Annotated in this window: 17 protein-coding genes; 9 read left to right on the top strand and 8 right to left on the bottom strand. The window is 58.9% G+C overall.

Annotated features, from left to right (window positions below; translation table 11 throughout):
- The first annotated feature begins 232 nt into the window (after nucleotides 1-232).
- The 3 genes from mgtA to BLV67_RS04240 all read left to right on the top strand — a co-directional run bounded on the left by mgtA (nucleotide 233) and on the right by BLV67_RS04240 (nucleotide 4,200).
- Entirely contained in the window at nucleotides 233-2,947 is a 2,715-nt protein-coding gene (gene mgtA, locus BLV67_RS04250; protein ID WP_065929956.1) for a magnesium-translocating P-type ATPase, read from the top strand.
- Between the two features lie 65 nt (nucleotides 2,948-3,012).
- Nucleotides 3,013-3,360: a DUF2493 domain-containing protein gene (locus tag BLV67_RS04245; protein ID WP_065929955.1), complete on the top strand. Its 348-nt coding sequence runs from the start codon at nucleotides 3,013-3,015 to the stop codon at nucleotides 3,358-3,360.
- An 18-nt stretch (nucleotides 3,361-3,378) separates the two neighbouring features.
- The gene (locus BLV67_RS04240; protein ID WP_069787467.1) at nucleotides 3,379-4,200 is read left to right on the top strand and encodes a hypothetical protein; all 822 of its coding nucleotides are present in this window, start codon (nucleotides 3,379-3,381) and stop codon (nucleotides 4,198-4,200) included.
- Here BLV67_RS04240 and BLV67_RS04235 read toward each other — a convergent pair.
- Nucleotides 4,197-4,889 (bottom strand): tellurite resistance TerB family protein, encoded by a 693-nt coding sequence (locus tag BLV67_RS04235; protein WP_065929953.1) that lies wholly within the window; start codon nucleotides 4,887-4,889, stop codon nucleotides 4,197-4,199. The genes BLV67_RS04240 and BLV67_RS04235 overlap by 4 nt on opposite strands.
- Before the next feature lie 122 nt (nucleotides 4,890-5,011).
- Here BLV67_RS04235 and BLV67_RS04230 point away from each other — a divergent pair, with 122 nt between their 5' ends.
- On the top strand, nucleotides 5,012-5,539 hold the full coding sequence (locus BLV67_RS04230) for a DinB family protein (protein WP_069787466.1): 528 nt from the start codon (nucleotides 5,012-5,014) through the stop codon (nucleotides 5,537-5,539).
- 2 nt (nucleotides 5,540-5,541) lie between these two features.
- Here the strand turns inward: BLV67_RS04230 and BLV67_RS04225 are convergent, their stop codons facing one another.
- The gene (locus tag BLV67_RS04225; protein WP_069787465.1) at nucleotides 5,542-6,000 is read right to left on the bottom strand and encodes a GFA family protein; all 459 of its coding nucleotides are present in this window, start codon (nucleotides 5,998-6,000) and stop codon (nucleotides 5,542-5,544) included.
- 184 nt (nucleotides 6,001-6,184) lie between these two features.
- On the opposite strand from BLV67_RS04225, the gene BLV67_RS04220 reads away from it, so the two are divergent.
- Entirely contained in the window at nucleotides 6,185-6,466 is a 282-nt protein-coding gene (locus BLV67_RS04220; RefSeq protein WP_065929950.1) for a hypothetical protein, read from the top strand.
- 65 nt (nucleotides 6,467-6,531) lie between these two features.
- Here the strand turns inward: BLV67_RS04220 and BLV67_RS04215 are convergent, their stop codons facing one another.
- From BLV67_RS04215 to BLV67_RS04200, 4 genes are all read right to left on the bottom strand, one after another.
- Nucleotides 6,532-7,767 (bottom strand): c-type cytochrome, encoded by a 1,236-nt coding sequence (locus BLV67_RS04215; protein WP_069787464.1) that lies wholly within the window; start codon nucleotides 7,765-7,767, stop codon nucleotides 6,532-6,534.
- 2 nt (nucleotides 7,768-7,769) lie between these two features.
- The gene (locus BLV67_RS04210) at nucleotides 7,770-8,309 is read right to left on the bottom strand and encodes a (2Fe-2S)-binding protein (protein ID WP_069787463.1); all 540 of its coding nucleotides are present in this window, start codon (nucleotides 8,307-8,309) and stop codon (nucleotides 7,770-7,772) included.
- Nucleotides 8,302-11,133 (bottom strand): xanthine dehydrogenase family protein molybdopterin-binding subunit, encoded by a 2,832-nt coding sequence (locus BLV67_RS04205; protein WP_069787462.1) that lies wholly within the window; start codon nucleotides 11,131-11,133, stop codon nucleotides 8,302-8,304. The genes BLV67_RS04210 and BLV67_RS04205 overlap by 8 nt, the downstream gene beginning before the upstream one ends.
- Nucleotides 11,134-11,653: 520 nt before the next feature.
- Nucleotides 11,654-12,604, bottom strand: coding sequence for a LysR substrate-binding domain-containing protein (locus BLV67_RS04200; RefSeq protein ID WP_083221741.1), 951 nt, complete (start codon nucleotides 12,602-12,604; stop codon nucleotides 11,654-11,656).
- A gap of 189 nt (nucleotides 12,605-12,793) precedes the next feature.
- Here BLV67_RS04200 and BLV67_RS04195 point away from each other — a divergent pair, with 189 nt between their 5' ends.
- From BLV67_RS04195 to BLV67_RS04180, 4 genes are all read left to right on the top strand, one after another.
- On the top strand, nucleotides 12,794-13,684 hold the full coding sequence (locus tag BLV67_RS04195) for a TauD/TfdA family dioxygenase (protein WP_065929946.1): 891 nt from the start codon (nucleotides 12,794-12,796) through the stop codon (nucleotides 13,682-13,684).
- Nucleotides 13,681-14,286: a LysE family translocator gene (locus BLV67_RS04190; protein ID WP_069787461.1), complete on the top strand. Its 606-nt coding sequence runs from the start codon at nucleotides 13,681-13,683 to the stop codon at nucleotides 14,284-14,286. Before BLV67_RS04195 ends, BLV67_RS04190 begins: the two co-directional genes overlap by 4 nt.
- Before the next feature lie 224 nt (nucleotides 14,287-14,510).
- Complete coding sequence (locus BLV67_RS04185; RefSeq protein ID WP_065929944.1) at nucleotides 14,511-15,347, top strand: helix-turn-helix transcriptional regulator; 837 nt, start codon at nucleotides 14,511-14,513, stop codon at nucleotides 15,345-15,347.
- A 428-nt stretch (nucleotides 15,348-15,775) separates the two neighbouring features.
- Entirely contained in the window at nucleotides 15,776-17,116 is a 1,341-nt protein-coding gene (locus tag BLV67_RS04180; protein ID WP_065929943.1) for a diaminobutyrate--2-oxoglutarate transaminase family protein, read from the top strand.
- Nucleotides 17,117-17,191: 75 nt separating this feature from the next.
- Here the strand turns inward: BLV67_RS04180 and BLV67_RS04175 are convergent, their stop codons facing one another.
- Complete coding sequence (locus BLV67_RS04175) at nucleotides 17,192-19,150, bottom strand: MacB family efflux pump subunit (protein WP_065929942.1); 1,959 nt, start codon at nucleotides 19,148-19,150, stop codon at nucleotides 17,192-17,194.
- Nucleotides 19,151-19,152: 2 nt separating this feature from the next.
- Nucleotides 19,153-20,304 (bottom strand): macrolide transporter subunit MacA, encoded by a 1,152-nt coding sequence (macA, locus tag BLV67_RS04170; RefSeq protein ID WP_065929941.1) that lies wholly within the window; start codon nucleotides 20,302-20,304, stop codon nucleotides 19,153-19,155.
- Nucleotides 20,305-20,342 lie beyond the last annotated feature (38 nt).

Genomic DNA, 20,342 nt, shown 5'->3' with positions numbered 1-20,342 from the left:
AGCTGGAAACAGCAACTTCCCAATCAATAGTCTGGAGTTCGTTATGAACACATCCAGTAGTAGCCCGCTGCGCGCCAGTTAACTAACGCGCACTAAGCGGGCACTGTAGAAGTTATCTGAACACCCTATTTAAACCGATCGCGAAGTCCGCGGCTCGGCATGCTTTCGCTCGCCTGTATTCAGGTAAGTACCGGGTATGTTTTGTCGAGAATTGGCGACAGGAGTACAGACAATGAGCGCCGTAAAAAACACGCCTCTGCACAAGAAAAATGGCACTGCAACCGACACCAAGCTGTCGATGCGTGCCGCCCGTGAAGCCCAGAACGGCCTGTCGGCCACCCTCGCCAATGTGCGTGCCACCCAGGACGGCCTGACCGAACTGGACGCCTCGGCACGCCTGCAACGCGAAGGCTACAACGAAGTGGCCCACGACAAGCCGCCTCATGCCATCGTCCAGTTCCTGCAGGCACTGAATAACCCGTTCATCTATGTACTGCTGACCCTGGCCGGGATCAGCTTTGTCACTGACTACTGGTTGCCATTGCAGGCCGGTGAAGAAGTGGATTTGACCAAGGTCATCATCATCATGACCATGGTCCTGCTCAGCAGCCTGCTGCGTTTCTGGCAGGAGCACCGCTCGGCCAAATCCGCCGAAGCCCTCAAAGCCATGGTGCGCACCACCGCAACGGTACTGCGCCGCGAGCAAGTCGGCAGCCAGCCGATCCTGCGCGAAGTGCCGATGCGCGACCTGGTCGCCGGTGACATCGTGCAGCTGTCTGCCGGCGACATGATCCCGGCCGACATCCGCTTGATCGAGTCCCGCGACCTGTTTATCAGCCAGGCGGTGCTGACCGGCGAAGCCTTGCCGGTGGAGAAGTACGACACCCTCGGCGATGTCACGCAAAAATCCGCCTCTACGCTGGCGGCCGACCAAGGCAACCTGCTGGACCTGCCGAACATCTGCTTTATGGGCACCAACGTGGTCAGCGGCCGCGCCAAGGCCGTGGTGGTCGCCACCGGGCCACGCACCTACTTTGGCTCACTGGCCAAGGCGATTGTCGGCTCCCGTGTGCAAACCGCCTTCGACCGTGGGGTGAACAGCGTCAGCTGGCTGTTGATCCGCTTCATGCTGGTGATGGTGCCGATCGTGTTTTTCCTCAACGGCTTCTCCAAAGGCGACTGGGGCGATGCGTTCCTGTTCGCCCTGGCGGTTGCCGTGGGCCTGACCCCGGAAATGCTGCCGATGATCGTCAGCGCCAACCTAGCCAAAGGCGCAACGGCCATGGCCAAGCGCAAAGTGGTGGTCAAACGCCTCAATGCGATCCAGAACTTCGGCTCGATGGACGTACTGTGCACCGACAAAACCGGCACCCTGACCCAGGACAAAATCATCCTTGAGCATCACGTCAACGCCTTCGGCCAACGGGATGACGCGGTGCTGTCCCTGGCCTGGCTCAACAGCTTCCACCAGAGCGGCATGAAAAACCTGATGGACCAGGCCGTGGTGCAGTTCTCGGAGCAGAACCCCAAGTTCCAGTTGCCGCTGGCCTACAGCAAGGTCGATGAACTGCCATTTGATTTCGTGCGCCGTCGCCTGTCGATTGTGGTGCGCGACACGGCCGGCGACCAATTGCTGGTGTGCAAGGGCGCCGTGGAAGAGATGTTGAGCATCTCCACGCACATGCTCGAAGGTGGCACCGCCGTGCCGCTGGATGATCAACGCCGCGAAGAACTGTTGGCATTGGCCAACGACTACAACGAGGACGGTTTCCGCGTCCTGGTGGTCGCGACGCGCAATATCCCTAAATCCATGGCGCGCCAGCAGTACACCACCGCCGATGAGCGCAACCTGGTGATCCAGGGCTTCCTGACCTTCCTTGACCCACCGAAGGAAACCGCAGGCCCGGCGATTGCCGCGCTGCAACAAATCGGCGTGGCCGTGAAGGTGTTGACCGGCGATAACGCCGTGGTCACCAGCAAGATCTGCCGCCAGGTCGGCCTGGAACCCGGCCAGCCGCTGCTGGGCGTGGAAATCGAAGCGATGGACGATGCCACCCTGCTGCGCCGCGTGGAAGAACGTACGGTGTTTGCCAAGCTCACGCCACTGCAGAAGTCCCGCGTACTTAAAGCCCTGCAAGCCAACGGCCACACCGTGGGCTTCCTCGGCGACGGCATCAACGATGCCCCGGCGCTGCGTGATGCCGATGTGGGTATCTCGGTGGACAGTGGCACCGATATCGCCAAGGAATCGGCCGACATCATCCTGCTGGAAAAGAGCCTGATGGTGCTGGAAGAAGGCGTGCTCAAGGGCCGCGAAACCTTCGGCAACATCATGAAGTACCTGAACATGACCGCCAGCTCCAACTTCGGCAACGTGTTCTCGGTGCTGGTGGCCAGTGCGTTCATCCCGTTCATGCCGATGCTGGCCATTCACTTGCTGCTGCAAAACCTGATGTACGACATCTCCCAGCTGGCCTTGCCGTGGGACAAGATGGACAAGGAATACCTGGCCAAACCGCGCAAGTGGGATGCCAAAAACATCGGCCGCTTCATGATCTGGATCGGGCCGACCTCGTCGATCTTCGACATCACCACCTTTGCGCTGATGTGGTACGTGTTCAGCGCCAATAGCGTGGAAATGCAGACGCTGTTCCAGTCCGGCTGGTTTATCGAGGGCCTGCTCTCGCAAACCCTGGTGGTGCACATGTTGCGCACTCGCAAGATCCCGTTCTTCCAGAGCACGGCCGCCTGGCCGGTGTTAATGATGACCGCCATCGTCATCGGGCTGGGGATCTACGTACCGTTCTCGCCGCTGGGCACCCTGGTGGGCCTGGAGCCGCTGCCGCTGGCGTACTTCCCATGGCTGGTCGGCACCCTGCTCGCCTACTGCTGCGTGGCACAACTGATGAAAACGATCTACATCCGCCGCTTCAAGCAGTGGTACTGATCACCCCCGCCGTTTAAACGGTGGCGGTCGCCCGGCCGCCACCGTGCATCACAAGGACCCTGACTATGCGCGTGCTTATCTGTGCAGGTCGTCATTACGCTGACACCAAAAAGTCCCGCCAAGTGCTGGACGCCTACCACCGCCTGCGCCCCGTGCAGGTGTTGATTCACGGCGGCAACCAGTTCCTCGGCAGCGACATCGAGGAATGGGCGCGGGAAATGCGCATCGACGTGGTGCGCTACCCGCCCAATTGGCAACGCCACGGCAAGCAGGCGGAACGCCAGCGCAACCATTTCATGCTCGCCGACAGCCGCCCCGACGTGATCATCGCCCTGCCGGGTGGTGACGACACCTTGGAGCTGGTGTGCCAGGCCAAAGCCAGCGGCATTTCGGTGCTGACCGTAGAAAGCTGAATTCAAACGAGGTGCATCATGCACAAAAAACACAGCCCACAGCGCCCGGACGGGTTCGCCAAATACCGCGAACGTCACTACCGGGGCGCTCGCCATACCCTGTTGCTGCTGCCACCGGCCAAGCGCCGCGCGCTGCAACGTAACCTGATTTTTGTCGGTACCACACTCGGCCTTATCTTACTGATCGCGCTGTTTTCCAAAGCCCAGGCGGCCGGCGGTTCCTATGTGGTCGACGACGGCGGGATCAACGATCCGGGTGAGTGCAGCGTCGACGCCTGGTACACCGCCAACCGCCATCAAGGCAACATTCATAACCAGACGCTTAACCCGGCGTGCACCTTCAGCGCACTGCCTGCCGTGGAGTGGAGCGCGGCACTGTCGCGCGCCAGCAATGCCGGCGACGCCGAGACGCAAATCAGCCCGCAGGTGAAGGCCCAAGTGTGGTCGCAGGAGGCGTTGGGGCTGCAAATCGCGGTGTCTGCCACCAGCCACTTTGCCCTGGACCGCCAACATGCGTTCGACGGCGCGGACTTTAATGTGCCATTGACCTGGCAACCGGAGCAGGCATTGCGCCTGAGCCTCAATGGCGGCTGGACCCATGCCTACAACGGCGGTGAGCAAAACCACCGCCTCACCTGGGGCACCGGTTTTGAGTACCAGTTGGCAGACGCGCTGACGCTGATCGGTGAACGCTATGGCCAGGAAGGTGGTGACCAGGCGTGGCAGGCCGGGCCGCGCTTCCATGTGGGCAAGCGGGTGGATGTGGATGTGGTGATTGGCCAGAGCCTTACCGGTGATCACAACCAATGGTTGACCACTGGCGCAACCGTACGGTTTTAAGCTTTGGCCTGTTGCTCCAGGTGCAGTTGCAGGTTCGCGTCGATCTGCAACTGCGCGGCCAGTTCGTCCAGGTAGCTGCGCTCTGCATCCTGCTGATCGTCGACCAGCATCACGCTGGCCAGGTAGATCTCGGACGCCAAGCCTGGATCAGCGGCATATTCGGCAAAATCTGCGGCATTCAGCGGCTTGGCGACTTCGTCGTTGAGCCACTGCTTCAACTGCGGCTCATCGGTATGACGGCCTATTTCGGTTGAGATCATTTGCTTCTCGTTGTCATCAATCCTGCCATCGGCTTTGGCTGCCGCAATCAAAGCACGTAACACCGCATGGCTATGGGCTTCAGCTGCCTGCCCGTCAAGCTGGTCAACCGTCTGAATCGCTTGCTGCGGTGCGCTGGCCTGCTGGCGTTGCCAGGCCTGATACGCCTGGAACGCGGCCATCCCCAAGGAGGCCAATGCCGCATAGTTCATGCCGCCGGAACGCGTTTGGGGAGTGCCACCGGCCGGCGCACCGCCCAACAATCCGCCCAGGCCACCTAATAAACCGCCCAGCCCACCACTTGCCGAAGCGTTGCCGCTGCCGGAACGGTTCAGCAAGCCGCCCAGCAAACCACCCAGGCCACCGCCCGAGGCCCCGCCGCCTTGCTGGCTGGCACGCAGCAACTGTTCAAGTAAATTGCCGGTATTCATGGTGTCACTCTCCCGCAGCACAGTATTGGCGTTTATCAACCATAGCTTGCCGCCGCAGGAACACCAAGACCGCCGGGCGGGCACGCTTTATGATGGCCTCACCACGTTGAAGGAGAAACCACGTGAACCGTCTTGAGCACATTCTATTGATGGCTGACTACAACCAGTGGATGAACCGCAAGGTGTATGCCGCCGCCAGCCAGCTTAGCGACGCAGAACTGACCACGGACCGGCAGGCGTTCTTCGGCTCGATCCTCGGCACACTCAATCACCTGACACTCGGGGACACGGTGTGGCTCAAGCGATTTGCCGAACATCCGGCAGGCTTTGCCCGGCTGGCGCCATTAGCGTCGATTGCCACGCCTTCTGACTTGAAGCAACTGGCCTTCGCCAACCTGCGCGAGCTGGCGGCCCGCCGCGCCTGGCTGGACCAACTGATCATCGACTGGGCCAACAGCCTGTGCGAACCCGATCTGGACCAGCGTCTGCAGTACCACAACATGCGCGGCGTGGCGAACCACAAGCCGTTCTTTGCACTGCTGATGCATTTTTTCAACCACCAGACCCACCACCGGGGCCAGGCAACCACATTGCTGACCCAGGCGGGCGTGGACGTCGGTGATACCGACTTGCTGGCCCTGATTGATTGAACTCAGCCGGCACTGAACGCGGCGTAAGCCTGCATCAGGCGCGGGAAGTCCTGCGGCTCGGGCAATTGCGCAAAGCTTTCGACCGCCGACGTCGCAGCCCACGGCAGTTTTTCACTGGTCCAGGTTTCCATGAACGGCACGTAGTCGCGGGCATTATCCAGCAAGGTGGCGCGCACATTGACGAACTCATCGATGCCATGGGGGCGCGTAAACAGCCAGCTCATGCAGTGCGGGCAGCAATAATGGCGGTCCACGCCGTGCAAGCCGCCGATCACCGGGCAACCCTGGATCACGGTGAAACCCGCGGCCGGAATCAACGCGCTAAGGGAAAACGCGCTGGCGGTCATTTTCTGGCAGCCGCTGCAATGGCACGCCATAGTGATTACCGGCGGCAAACTCACGCTGAAACGCACCCGGTTACAACGGCAACTGCCTTCCAGCGGCAAGGTTTCGACGCTCATCACTCACTCCTTTTTATGATTGTTGGCGCCACAGGGTAGCGTGAACCGCCCCTGGAATAAAACCGAACGCCGCGCCGCCGACGGGGTCACAACCCTGAGGGCTCGGGGTTGTTTGCCCCCGCCCTGCCCACGCGCCGCCGCTGCTGAATGGCCGCGCGTACCCCCATAAGAAGGAGACGCTTACATGGTCACTCACTTCAAGGTCGCCGGGCATCTGGCTTGCGGCCATCACGGCACCAACCTCACGTCCAGCACCGAGCTGAACCGGGTCAAATGCCGCACCTGCCGCAATACCGACGCCTACAAAGAAGCGCGCCGCACCCAGCGCAACGCTGCCCGCCGCTCCGCGCGCAAGACCAAAACCCATACTGTCGTTGACTGGCGCAGTGCCTGGACGCAACGCCTCACCGATTTGCCTGGGCTGCAACGCCTGCCACGAGGTTTCAGCGGGCAGCCATTTGTCTGAGCTGTTCAAGTTCTGAAAAGAGATTCCCCTGGTTCCCGTCGGGATCCTGCAGCAGATGCTGGATGTCAGTGCGCCGTGTGCTCGGTTGGCGGTGCATCCGCCTGCAGCTTCTGCACGTCGCTGACCGCCAGCTCACCCGACTGGCCGCCCCAACCCTGGCGCAGGTAGTTGAGCAGGTCGGTCAGCTGTTGGTGATTGAGCTTGTCGGCAAAGCCCGGCATCGGTTGCATGCGCTCGAACCCGGTGAATTGCTGCTCGCCGATGCCGCCCTCGATCACCCGCAGCAGGTTGCGCGGATCTTCCAGGCGCAACGTGGTGTTGCCACGCATGGCCACCGCGATGTGCGGCTTGCCCTCGCCGTTCGGCGCGTGGCAACCGGCGCACACATTCAGGTAATCCTGGCGGCCGCGTTGGGCGCTTGGGCTCAGGGCGTCCAGCGACGTCTCGCTCAGCACCTTGGCCTGCGGCGGTTGATCGCCCAGCAGGAAGGTCGCCATGGCGGCCAGGTCCGGATCGTTCAGGCCCTGAGTGCTGTTGTGGAACACCGGGAACATCTCGTTGAACATCGTGCCCTGGGCACTCATGCCGTGCTTGAGGAACGTGCTCAGGTCCTGATGATTCCAGCCGCGAGCGGCCAGGTCAGTGGCCAACAGGCTGGGTGCCAGGTAGCCGTTGAGCACGCCGCCGGTCAGGCGTTTATCCTGCTGCATCGCGCCGGGCAAGCCCCGTGGTGTATGGCATTCGCCGCAGTGGCCGAGCACTTCGACCATGTATTGGCCACGCTGGAACGCTGCGCTTTTGCCTTCGGTCGGCGCAAGTTTCACGTCCTTGCCGTAGAGCATGTTCCAGCCCATCAGGCCCAGACGCACGTTGAACGGAAAGCTCAGGCGGGTAACCGGCGCCGCACGCTCGATGGGCTCAATGGTTTTCAGGTACGCATGGATTGCGTCCGAATCAGCACGGGGCATCAGGTGATACGAGGTGTACGGCATCGCCGGATACAGATTCGCGCCATCCCGGCGTTTGCCTTCGGTGAGCGCAGCGAAGAATTCGTCATCGGTGTACAGGCCAATGCCGTGCTCTTTGCTCGGGGTGATATTGGTGCCATAGATCGTGCCGAACGGCGAAACGATCGGCAGACCGCCCGCAAACGGCGCGCCACCCGGTGCGGTGTGGCAGGCCATGCAGTCAGCGGCGCGGGCAAGGTATTCGCCGCGCTTCACCTGATCGTCCGCGTGCGCCAGCAACACCGGCGTAGCCAGGCCAACCGCCAGCGCAAGACGGGAAAGTAGTTGCTTCATGCTTAACCCTCCTTGACCAGACCGAGATCGGTCAGCACGTTGCGGGTCGCGTTGTAGTAACGCACGTAGCCGGTGCAGCGGCAGATGTGGTGACCGAGGCTGTCCTCAATGACTTTTTCCAGCTGGCTTTTGACGATCGGCTGACGCTGCAGCTTCTCCACCAGCACGGTTGCGGCATTGACGAAACCCGGTGCGCAGTAGCTGCACTGGAAGGCGAATTCATCGACGAAGCGCTGCTGGGTCGGGTTCAGCTCAGTGACGTTGCCCTGCTCGTCGCGGGTTGCGTGGCCTTCGATGGTGCGGACTTTTTTGCCTTCGAAATAGTGTGCCCCCGTGATGCAGGTGCGCACTTCTTCGCTGGTGCCGTCCGGGTTGTCGACGATTACCACGCAGGCGTGGCAAATGCCCTGGCCGCAGCCGAGCCGCGAGCCGGTGAGGTTTTTGTATTCGTGCAGGTAGTCAATCATCGGCAGGTCATCAGGGATGTCCACCGGGCCGACGGATTGACCGTTGAGGGTCAGTTGAAACGGACGGTTAGCCATTGAGGGCCTCCTTGATGCGCGCAGAAGTGATTGGCAGGTCGCGGATACGTTTGCCGATGGCGTGGGCCACGGCGTTACCGATGGCGCCGACGATCGGGATCATCACCACTTCGGCGATGCCCTTGGACGGGTCGCTCGGCGACAGCGGCGGCAGGATTTCGGCCGTTTGGTTCCACACCGCAACGTGTCGAGCCATCGGTAGACGGTAACGGTTGAAATTCCAGTCACCCTCCCCCGGCCCGCCTTCGTACAGCGGCATCTCTTCCATCAACGCGTGGCCAATGCCCATGGCGATCCCGCCTTCGAGCTGCCCCTTGACCAGTTCCTCCACCAGCACCCGACCGCACTCGACCCACGAGTGATGGTTGAGCACTTGCACTTCAGCGGAGCCCTTGTTCACTTTCAATTCCACCAGCGTCGCGACCGGGCTGTAGTAAGTCACCGCCGCGTTGTTCAACTGAGTGTCCGGGTAGTGGACGTTCTGGCGATCCAGCAGGTGGAAGCCGTTGCTGGTCATCTGGGCTTTCTTCGCGTTTGGCGCACCGTCGCCGTACTTCACCGCCAGACCGTCGAGCGGCAGGCGTTCACGCACGCCATCGATGCTGTAATCGGCCTCGGCCCAGCTCCAGCGGTTGAAGCCGTGCACGGTGGCGCCGGTCACCAGGCCTTTTTCGTGGGCGTGTTTGGCCAATTGCTCAAAGCTCAGCGGCTGCATGCCATTGGCGGTGAGTTTGCCGTCGACCCAATGCGCGTCTTCGCGGCGCACCACGTACGGGTTGGCCTGGCCGCCGTAAGGGCCCTGGCCCCAGATCTGCAACGCCGCCGGCCACAGGCCGTGGTTGAACAGCACCCGGGAGGCTTCACGGGTGGCGTGGCTGAAGTAATACGCCGAGTTGGTCGCCGACGAGGCCGACGCCAGTTTGCCGACCCAACGCGGGTTACGCAGAAAACCATCCTGCTCGGCCTGGCTCATGATGTAAGGGTTGCCGCCCGTGATCAGTTGCAACTCTTGCCATTCGGTTTCGCCGGTCTTCACTTGCGTGGCCGGGATGCCGATGAAATCCGCCACCACCAGGGCCTGCGAGGTGGACATGCCGGTGCCGATTTCAATGCCGATATGGCGCAACGTCACGTGGCCTTCGGCGGTGAATTCGATGCTGGCCATGGGTGCCTCGGAACCGGTGCCGAAGTCTTTTTGGCAGATGGCAAAACCCACGCCATACCAGTTATCCGGGTCAGCGGCCTCGCGGGTCTTTTTGATCTGGTCGCGGTTTTTCCAGACGTCGTGGGCAGCCGCTTTGTCGAGAATCTCGTGTAAGCGCAACGCCCCCGCCGGCACCGCGCCCTGGGTGTTTTTCATGCCCGACAGCAAGGCGTTTTTCTTGCGCAGGTCGATGGCGTCGATGCCCAGACGTCCGGCGATTTCGTCGACCATCATCTCGGTCGAGGCCATGCTTTGCAGGGTGCCGTAACCGCGCATCGAACCCGCCTCAACCGCGCGGGAATGGTAGGCCGTGACCTGCAAATCGTTCTGCGGCATGTAGTAGATCGACTGCGCTGCCGTGGCGCCAACCGCTGCCACCGAAGGGCTGTAGTTGATCCGCCCGCCGCCGTCGACGTTCATCTCGGCGCGAAAAATCTGGAAACTGTGATCGTGTTTATCCACCGCCAATTGGTAGCGGATGTCGAACGGATGACGCTTGATGCCGCTCTGGAACTGCTCATAGCGGTCGTTGGCCAGGCGCACCGGCACACCGGCACCGTACAACGCGGCCAGGGCTGCGTAGTAGACAAATATGTTGTGGTCCTTGGAACCGTAACCGACGGTGTAACCCGGGTGCATGTTCAGATTCGCCAGGCCGAAGCGCGATGGCGCGATCATCTTCGCGGTTTCGGTGGCGGCTTCCAGCGGGCACTGGGTCGCGACCACAAAGTGCAACGTCTTGGTGGCCGGATCGTACCAGCCGTTACCGTTGTCCGGCTCCATCGCCGCCGGTTCAATCGACGGGGTTTTGTAGCGCTCGTCGAACACCAGCCAGTTGTCTGGCGGCGCGTCGATTTGCTGCTGCATCCGGTCGGCGTAAAACAGCCCGCGCTCGGTCAGGTTGCCGTGCAGGTCCGGCTGGGAATTCCACACCGGGCGACGGTTTTTCAGCATCGGGAACAGGATCGAATCCTTGAGGCTGGCGAATTCATCTTCGTCCGCCGAGGTCGCACCGCCGACGCGCACGTAGCGGAAGCTGCCGTACGGATCACGTTCGTAGTACGGCACCTGGGCGCCGTAACGGATGGCTTTATCATTGAATTTGAGTTTGGCCTTGGCCTGACGGAAACGCTCGAAGTCGTTCCAGATCAGGATCGCCACAGGGTGACCGATGAACATCGGCACCTTGCCTTCCGGCAGCAGCGGATCTGGCGCGTGCTCTTCCGGGAAGACGATGCCGTCTTTGTCCAGGTCGGCGGCGGTGACAATGCGGTCAGGTTGCAACTCGGCGCCGAGCCACGACAGGTCGTAGCCGGCGTAGATGCGATCGGCCTTGGTTGTCTTCAGCAACATGGCGTGGCCCTGCTGCTGCGGCCAGCCCGGCATGTCCTTGGCGCGGATGTCGCGGGCAAACACCTTGCTCCCGCAGACCTTGGACAAGGCGTCGTTACGCGAGCGTGCCTTGCCGTTGTTGCCGAGCCATTGCTCGGACGGCACGGTCACGCTGTTTTCCATCAAGGCCGCCAGCGCCTGGGTGCTGAGCGGTGTAAGCGTCACGCTCACACCCGCCACCAGCCCGCCCTGAAGGAACGAGCGCCGGGAGATATCACGGTTGGACATGGATCATCCTCTGGGCGGTTATGGGTCCGCCCTTTTAGTTATGTACTGGGGAATCGATCCTTGCAGGAGCGCTTTCGCTGGAAGCAAAAGGCTGGAGCTGACAGTGCAAAGCTGACCGAAAGGTTAACTTTATAGGTTTCTGCGCCTGCCGCAAACAATCTGTTACAAAAATCGAACAAAAAGGGCTCGCATGAAAAATCATGCAAGCCGTTGATATTTATGGTGCCGAACCCGGAATCGAACGATGGATTTTCTTATTGAAAATTAAGGATATTTCTCGGGCAGATATTATCTCTACCTCTAAAGGTACCCTGAGCTCATAAACATCCTCGGTATCGTCAGCGTTTATTCACGACTTGATTCGTTGCGAGCAGCAGCGGGCGGCGAGGTAGACGCGATCGTTGCGGCGTTGGTTGAGGGCGAGGCCAGCGACAAACCTCACGCGTTTAACCCTGAAGCAGTCTGACAACGAATGCTGAGCGCCCATGGCTGAGTTGGGACGATACTGTTTGCGCTGCGCTCAACTTAGGAACTCCAACCCTCGTTCGTCAATAACAGGCAAAGTGTCAAGTAAATAACGTTTGAAGTTCTCTAATGCAGGGTTGCCATTACTGCGTGCGGGCCAGACTAGGTAATAGCTGTCGCCCGTACTGACAGCCTTGTTATAGGGTAATACCAGAGACCCTTTGGCCAGTTCGTCACCTACCAGCGCCAAGTCACCGATAGACACTCCGCGCCCCTGAATAGCTGCGGAGATACCCAATTCCAAGGTGTCGAAAATCTTGCCGGTATGCCAGGAAACCTTGGACGTCAAGCCCACGCGCTCCAGCCAGCGATGCCAATCACGACGGTCCCGGGACGGATGGATCAACTCGGCGGCAAACACGTCTTCACCGCTTAAATTGCGCTGCTCCAGCAAAGCCGGCGAGCAGACCGGTATCAGCCACTCGTCAAAAAGCTTTATAAATCCAAGCTCGTTGGAGAAACAGCCATTGCCCAACAGTACCGCACAATCGAACGGCTCTACATCGAAGTTGACGTAGTCAACATCCATCCACTCACTGGACAATTGCGCCTGCTCTGTAACGTCCACCGTATTGAACTCGTCAAGCACATGCAGCAACCAGCGCATTGTCAAGGTGGAAGGCGCCTTGACCCTCAAGGATTTTTCCTTACGGGTGATTGTGGTGCAGGCGTGTTCGATCAGACGAAAGCCGATTCTCAGTTCTTGAGCCAACAAACGACCCGCCTGAGTGAGGGTTATTTTTGGTCCTTTGCGCTCGAATAACGCGCAGCCAAAATGCTCCTCCAGGGCCTTGACATGCCGGCTCACGGCACTTTGGGTGATGAAAAGGTTGTCGGCCGCCTGAGTGAAAGAGCTGAAGCGAGCGGCCAGCTCGAAGGCACGCAATGCGTAGAGCGGTGGCAGTCGGCGCACCGTTTGATCAAGAGCATCATGACTCATACTCATCCTTACCTGTCCTTTTTTTCTGCTTTTAAATACAGGGCGTTTGCAAAATAATACCCGTACAAATAAGCGACATAACCTATAAAAAAATCGAGCGCACCTAGACCGGATTAACGTGTTTTATCTGCCTATGGCATATCACCAGCCTCTGCAGCCTCAACGTCATTGAAAAAACACAGCAGACAACTTACCATGCCCGAATTCAATCAACTCCTGCTCTCCAGCATCCAACTAGCAAGTCTTGACCAAGCCATTGAATCAGAGATATTAAATTTTCGTTTATTTGGCAACAAAAACGGATTTCTGCATTTAAAAAACTTGCCGACCGGTACCATCCCTTCGACACCCGTTGATCGCGCCAGCCTAAACAAAGTCTGCACGATCAGTGAACAAGTTATCTTGAAAGCGACAGCCATACTGGGTGATCCGATTGGTTATATCCAAGAATCCAACGGCGATATAATCAATAATTTTTTCCCCCATAAAATCCATTCTATGAGTGCCAGCTCGGACAGTTACGATTGTGAGCTGGAGTTGCATACCGAAAATGCGTTTCACGCTGTCTCGCCGGATTATCTGGTGTTGTTTTGCCTGCGCCAAGCGCCCGACGCCGACGCCGCAACCTTCATCAGCTCCATCGATAACATCCGCGACATCGTCACACCGGCAGACCTTAACTATTTTCATGGGGAAAACTACAACTTCCTCTCGGACTACTGTACGACAGAAAAAAACTGCCGTATCGATATAAACCAAAAACAAACCGTTCTATACGGCGACCCTGAATCGCCCTTTTTTCGTTTCGACCCTCAGTTCATGGTCGCAAGCAGCAAGCACGCGCAACTCAAACTTGAGGGTTTACGCAAGGCCGCCTGGGAAGTCGCCCGCCCGGTGCACCTCAATGCCGGCGACCTGTTGATCATCGACAACCGCAAAACCGCCCACGCCCGCAGCGCGTTCTCAGCCCGTCTGGATGGCAACGATCGTTGGATTCAACGCACCTTCGCGGTGGCCGGCTATCGCTACTACGCGCAACGTCTGGGCAAAAGCAACCGCATATTGGACCTGGTCACCTCTCTATGAGCATATTGCACCTAACCTTTGCCGTAGCGGTATTTTTCCTTATCGCCTCTCCTGGTCCCGTGGTGGCTCTGGTCATTTCCGACGCCAGGCAGGCCTGGCCCACCGCCACGATCACTGGCGGTGTGCTGTCCGCCCAACTTCTGCTGCTGATCACCCTGACGCTTATCTACACCGCAATGGACGTCAGCCCGGTGCTGCTCAATTGGGGCCAACTTGTCGGCGGACTGTATTTGGCCTGGCTTGGGGTTTCCAGCCTCCGTGCCAGCGCCGATGGAATCGCCCCGGTGCAAAACAGCCGCCGTCACTTTTTCTGGCGCGCCCTGAAAGTGGGCCTGTCCAACCCCAAAGACATACTATTTTTCCTTGCCTTCCTGCCAGGTTTCATTGAACACGATGGCGACTTCATTAAACAGGGGCTGCTGCTTGCACTGATCTGGGGTGTGATCGACGTCTCTATTTTGCTGATCTATGGCGCTATTTCACGGCGATTGCTGTCCTTCGCGGCCGCCCAGAAAGTCATGACCAAGGCCCCCAGTGTATTTCTGTTGGGTATAGGCCTGCTGTCCGGAATCCTAGGCGCACAACGGCTTATGGAGGGATGAAAATACGCGCAGGAGGACGGAAATCGGCCAAATAATATCAGAAGGCCATTATTCGTAATCATGCTAGGGCAGCATTTAAAAACATGCAATAACACTTTGGATTTTCTTACCCTGCCGATCCGCAAAGCCTGCTCTCTAACGCTCAATGTTGCGGTGCCTGACGTCGACCTCCCTGATCCAACCGCTGCGACAATCCTCAACGTGAAACATGACAGTGAAATGAAATGATTAACTCCCAAACCCTGTTCCCTCTTATCGGTAAGGTCATCACCAGTGCGGGCAGCCGAAAATTTACGCGGCTTTTGCACGATCTGGTACTCACCAAGTTGCACGTGGATGCTACGTACATTACGCAATTACGCGTAAAAGACGCCGACGCGTCACGTGCAGAGCCCAATACGATCAGCCACGAGATACAAGGCCCCGCATGTATGGCCTCACCCATTGGATCCAATAAACAAACAACGGAGGTCTTGACGAGTGAGCTGCTGATGAGTGAATGCTCCCCTGTTCACCACATGACCGACTGTTCATCGGTGGTTAACGTCGGGATTGAACAGGCCTTAACTACTATTCCCTTCAGCTCCCAGCTGCATCTGAAATCACTCAAAAACGAGTATTGTTATATAATTTCGTTATATCGCATGCACGCCGATAGCTTCTCAACGCAAGAACAAATAACGCTCAAGGATTTCTCATCATTGCTGCTACCCCTGGTAGAGAAACACATCAACGCGATTAATTCACAAGCGGTACTCGACAAAAATATCGCCGCTGAAAATTTTGTCCCCAACAACGCAAACATTGACTCCCTGCGCCAGCGTTTTGAAAATCGTCTAATGCAATCGGGCCTGAAGCTGTCCAATCGTGAGAAGGAAATTTGCATCGGCCTTTTAGCGGGACACACCGCTCCTGAGTTGGCTGACGCGCTGGTACTGAAAGTCAACACAGTGGAAAGCTACCTCAAACGTGCTGTTATCAAAATGGGTATTCGTGGGCGGCATTCGCTGATTCGTTGGATGCATGCCAATCCAGGCGCTGCTAAGGTTGCAAGTTGGTAAAGGCAGTGCCATTACTGCCTGATAGCAACGCCTTTTTACTCATTTGCCGACGCAGGCGGCGATATAAACGTCGTTCTTCTGCGCGACCTTGCATGCACAACTTTCTCCTGTAGACCTTGTTCCCAGTTCGCTGCCACCCATGCCATGTCCATGACATGGATTTCAGGGGCATCCTGCGCCTAAGCCGATAGCGATCACTGTCTGCTTCCTTCAAACTGGCTACGGCCATCAATTACCTTGGTAGCGCTCATTTCAGAAGCATCACGGCTAACTTTCGGCTGATTTTATTTTCACTGCCGACAGTAATACGGTCATATAACCGCCCCCGTTTGCTTTCTTGAAGAGTTTGTCGTTATTCACGACCCGCCGTTTCTTGTTTCATCAACTATCCAGCGCTGCGCACTGACGCAGCCGATGAGTGCATGATTATGGAAGAGCTAAGTTATCTGAAGAAAGTTGAATCGAATGCTCGCACCTACGCCGCCACTTTCCAACGCCTGTTTGTCAGCGGAAATGGCGTGTGGGTCAAGGATGCACAAGGCAGGGAATACCTCGACTGCCTGGCTAACGCCGGCACCCTGGCCTTGGGCCACAACCCACCTGCCGTCAAGGAAGCTGTACTGGACTTTCTGAGCACCGACCAACTGCAACAAGCCCTGGACCTCGCCACACCCGCCAAGCATGCGTTTGTGCAAGAGCTGTTTTCTCAGTTGCCGGCCGCGATGCGCGCCTCCAGCAAGATTCTGTTTTGCGGCCCCAGCGGCTCGGACGCGGTGGAAGCCGCCATCAAGCTGGCGCGTCATTACACCAAACGCTCAGCGCTGATGGCCTTTCACGGTGGCTACCACGGCATGACCGCGGGTGCGCTGTCGGCCATGGGAAATCTGAACCCCAAAGGCATTCCCAGTGTCACCGCGCAAAACACCCACTTCCTCCCCTACCCTTACCGCTTTCGCTGCCCGTTCGGCACCGACGGTGAGCAGACGGACCAACTGTCGATCGAGTACATCCGCACCGTGCTCTCGGACCCGGAAGGCGGCGTCACCCTTCCCGCCGCTGTGCTCGTTGAAGTGGTGCAGGGTGAAGGCGGTTGCATCCCCGCCTCGGCCGAGTGGCTGCGTGGATTGCGTGAGATCACCCAGCAATTGGGCATCGTGCTGATCATCGACGAAGTGCAGACTGGCCTGGGCCGTACCGGCAGCACCTTTGCCATCGAACATGCCGGTATCGTCCCCGACATCCTGGTCCTGTCCAAAGCGATCGGCGGCGGCTACCCGCTGTCGGTGATAGTTTACGCCGAGCACCTCGACACCTGGGGTCCGGGCATGCATGCCGGCACGTTCCGCGGTAATCAGATCGCGATGGTCGCCGGGCGCGCAACCATGCGCCATATCCACCAGGCCGGCTTGGTGGAGCACGCAGCTGCACGAGGTGCACAACTGCTCGCAGGCCTGAAAGAAATCGCCCAGCGGCATGACCCGATCGCCGATGTACGTGGCCGTGGACTGATGATTGGCGTTGAAGTCACCAAGCCGGGCGTGCACAAGCGTGCGGGCCTCGGTGACGGCACACTGGCACGGGCGATCAAACTCAATTGCTTCGACAATGGCCTGATCATCGAAACCGGTGGGCGCCACGGTTCGGTCCTGCGTTTTCTACCGGCCCTGACCATTACCGAAGCCCAGGTGGGCAGCGTGCTCGACCGTTTTGAGGACGCGATCAAAAACGCCAGCGCACATCGTTTGCATGTCGTCGGCCAGTCGAACTGACATAGGCGTCCAGCCCTGAAACAGGCACCAAAAAAGCCCGCCACCGGTCAAGGTGAGCGGGCTTTTTTACCAGCCTCAGTCCCGTGCGAGGGCTTCGATCGGATCCAACCGCGCCGCATTACGGGCTGGTACAAATCCGAAGATGATGCCAATCAGGCTTGAACACACGAATGCGGTGACAATCGATTCCAGGGAAAACACCATCTGCCATTCCTTGATGACCAGGGAAAAGACAAAGCCGATGCCAAACGATAACGAGATACCAATCACCCCACCGATCAGACACACCATGACCGCTTCCACCAGGAACTGCTGGCGGATGTCCGACTGACGCGCGCCCACGGCCATTCGAATGCCGATTTCCCGTGTGCGCTCGGTTACCGACACCAGCATGATATTCATCACGCCAATGCCCCCCACCACCAAGGAAATCAACGCAATCAATGACAGCAGCAAGGCCAGCGACTGGCTGGTCTTTTGTACCGTTTGCATGATGCTGTCGAGGTTGTAGGTAAAGAAATCCTTGGTGCCGTGGCGCTGCTCCATCAGCTTGGTCACGTTTTCTTCCACCACCTTGCTCGGCTGGCCGTCCTTGATCCGCACCGTGATGCTGTCCAGGTAACGCTGGCCCAACAGGCGGCCAGCGGCGGTCTCGTACGGCACCCAGACATTCAGTGCCTTGCTGGTGTTGAAGATGTTTTTATTGTCCGCCGCCACGCCAATCACCGTGCACGGCAGGTTTCCCACCAAGATGATTTGGCCAAGTGCCTCGACATTCGGCCCAAACAGCCGGTTGCGGGTGTTGTGGTCGATCACCACCACCTGAGCCTGGCGCGTATCGTCGTCCTGACTGAAGGTGATGCCTTCGGCGATCTTGATCCCACGGACCTGGAACGAGCTGGCACTCACGCCGTTGACCGTGGCATCCACGTCGATATTGCCAAAGCGCAGCAACAGATTGCGCCCGGCATTTGGCGTGGCGCTGTCGATGTAATGCAACTGGCTGAGGGCCGTGACATCGGATAACACCAGGGTCTCGATGGCTGAGGCATGGCTGTCGCCAAAGTCGGTGCCTGGGTAGATATCGATGGTATTGCTGCCGATCGCCTGGATGTCACTCAGTACATAGCGCTTGGCGCCTTCACCGATGGCCACGATCGACACCACCGAGGTGATGCCGATCACGATGCCGAGCATGGTCAGCAGCGTGCGCATGCGGTGAGAAATCAGCGCCACCCAGGCCATCACAAACGCTTCCTTGAACAACCCAAGGCTCGCCACCAGACGCCGCCCCGGCTTGGCCCGAACCTTGGTATTGGCCGATTCGGCCAGTTCGACCCCGGGCCGTTCATTGAGCCGGTCACTGACAATCTCACCGTCGCGCATCTCGATAATGCGCTCGGCGTGTGCAGCGACCTTGGCATCGTGGGTCACGATGATCACCGTGTGCCCTGCCGCGTGCAGTTCCAACAGGATGTTCATCACCTCCTTGCCGCTGGCGGTGTCGAGTGCGCCGGTCGGTTCATCGGCCAGAATGACCTCGCCGCCATTCATCAGGGCCCGCGCGATACTCACCCGTTGCTGTTGCCCGCCGGACAACTGGCTGGGGCGGTTGACCAGGTGGCCGGCCAGGCCGAGTCGCGCCAGCAGTTCCTTGGCACGGCTGTGGCGCTGCCCTTCCGGTACGCCGGAATAAATCGCCGGCATCTCGACGTTATGCATCGCGCTCAAGTGCGGTAGCAAATGGTAGCGCTGAAAGATAAACCCGAAGTGATCACGGCGCAGCTCGGCCAGTTCCTGGTCCGCCAGGTCGCGGGTTTCGCGACCGCTGATGGTGTAGCTACCATCGGTGGCGTAATCCAGGCAGCCAAGGATATTCATCAGCGTCGATTTGCCTGAGCCTGAGGCCCCCGTGATCGCCACCATTTCCCCGGCGTTGATGGTCAGGTTGACATCCTTGAGGGCCATGAACGCCTTCTCACCCGCCACGAAGCTGCGGCTGATGCCTTTGAGCTCCAACAATGCTTGGGTCATTGTCAGATCCCCGCCACGGCTGGGGTCGGATCACCGATAACGACTTTGTCACCTTCCACCAGGCCATCCTTGATCTGAGCCTTGACGTTATTGTTGATTCCCACCTGCACGTTGCGCTCCTGGGCGTGGCCAGTCTCATCCACCACGCGCACGACGTACGAGCCGTCTGCATTGCGCTTGCCCAGCGCAGCCACTGGCATCATCAGCACATCCTTGGCGGTGTCCCGCACGATGCGCACCTGCGCGGTCATCGAGATCCGCAGGCGATGTTCCGGATTAGGCACGTCAAACAAGGCATTGTAGAACACCGCTGTGTTCTGCTTGGTGGTGCCGGCGGCCTGGGTGTCCAGGTAGTTCTGCGGCGCCGGCTCGGTGCCGCGCAGTTTGCCGTAATAACGCTTGTTGGCTTCGCCCAGGATCGTGAAGTACACCTCCTGGCCCGGTTGGATATGGATCACATCCGCCTCCGATACCTGAGCCTTGATCGTCATGGTGTCCAGGTCTGCCAGTTTCAGCAGCACCGGTGCCAGTTGTTCGGCGATCACGGTCTGGCCTTCCTGAGTGACAATGCCGACCACATCACCGTCAATCGGCGCGACGATACGGGTGTAGCCCAGGTTGACCTTGGCGGTGTCGATCTGGATCCGCGCATTTTTCAGCTGTGCGTCCAGGGCCACCAGGTTGGCGCTCTGCACCAGATAGTTGGATTCGGCGGTCTCGAAATCCTGCTTGGAGATCGCGGCATCCGATTGCAGGCTGCGGTAACGCTCCCATACCGATTTGGTCTGGGCGACCTGGGCCGCCGTGGCCCTGCGTTGCGCGTCGAGGTTTTCCTCGTTGACCTGGGCCTGGCGCAGCGCGTTCTGCAGCACCAACGGGTCGATCTCGGCCAACCACTGGCCCTTCTTGACCTTGTCGCCAAGCTTGACCTTAAGAGACTTCAACTGGCCGGAGACCTGCGCACCGACATCCACCTGCTTGACCCCCTGCAGAATCCCGGTGGCCAGCACCGAATTCTCGATCTCGCCCCGTTCGACCTTGGCAGTCAGATACTGCGGCGGCTCGGCCGGCGACTGCACCGAATAGACCACCAGGCCGGCAACAACGGCCAGACCCACGCCCCAGACAATCTTGCGAAACTTCGACTTTTCCATAGATGACCACTAATACGTTGAAAGGTAGGCCCGACCAG

This window comes from Pseudomonas salomonii, from assembly GCF_900107155.1.
In the GTDB taxonomy this organism is placed as follows: Bacteria; Pseudomonadota; Gammaproteobacteria; order Pseudomonadales; family Pseudomonadaceae; genus Aquipseudomonas; species Aquipseudomonas salomonii.
The sequence above is the reverse complement of the archived record's forward strand: the minus strand, read 5'-3'. Positions and strand labels throughout refer to the sequence as shown.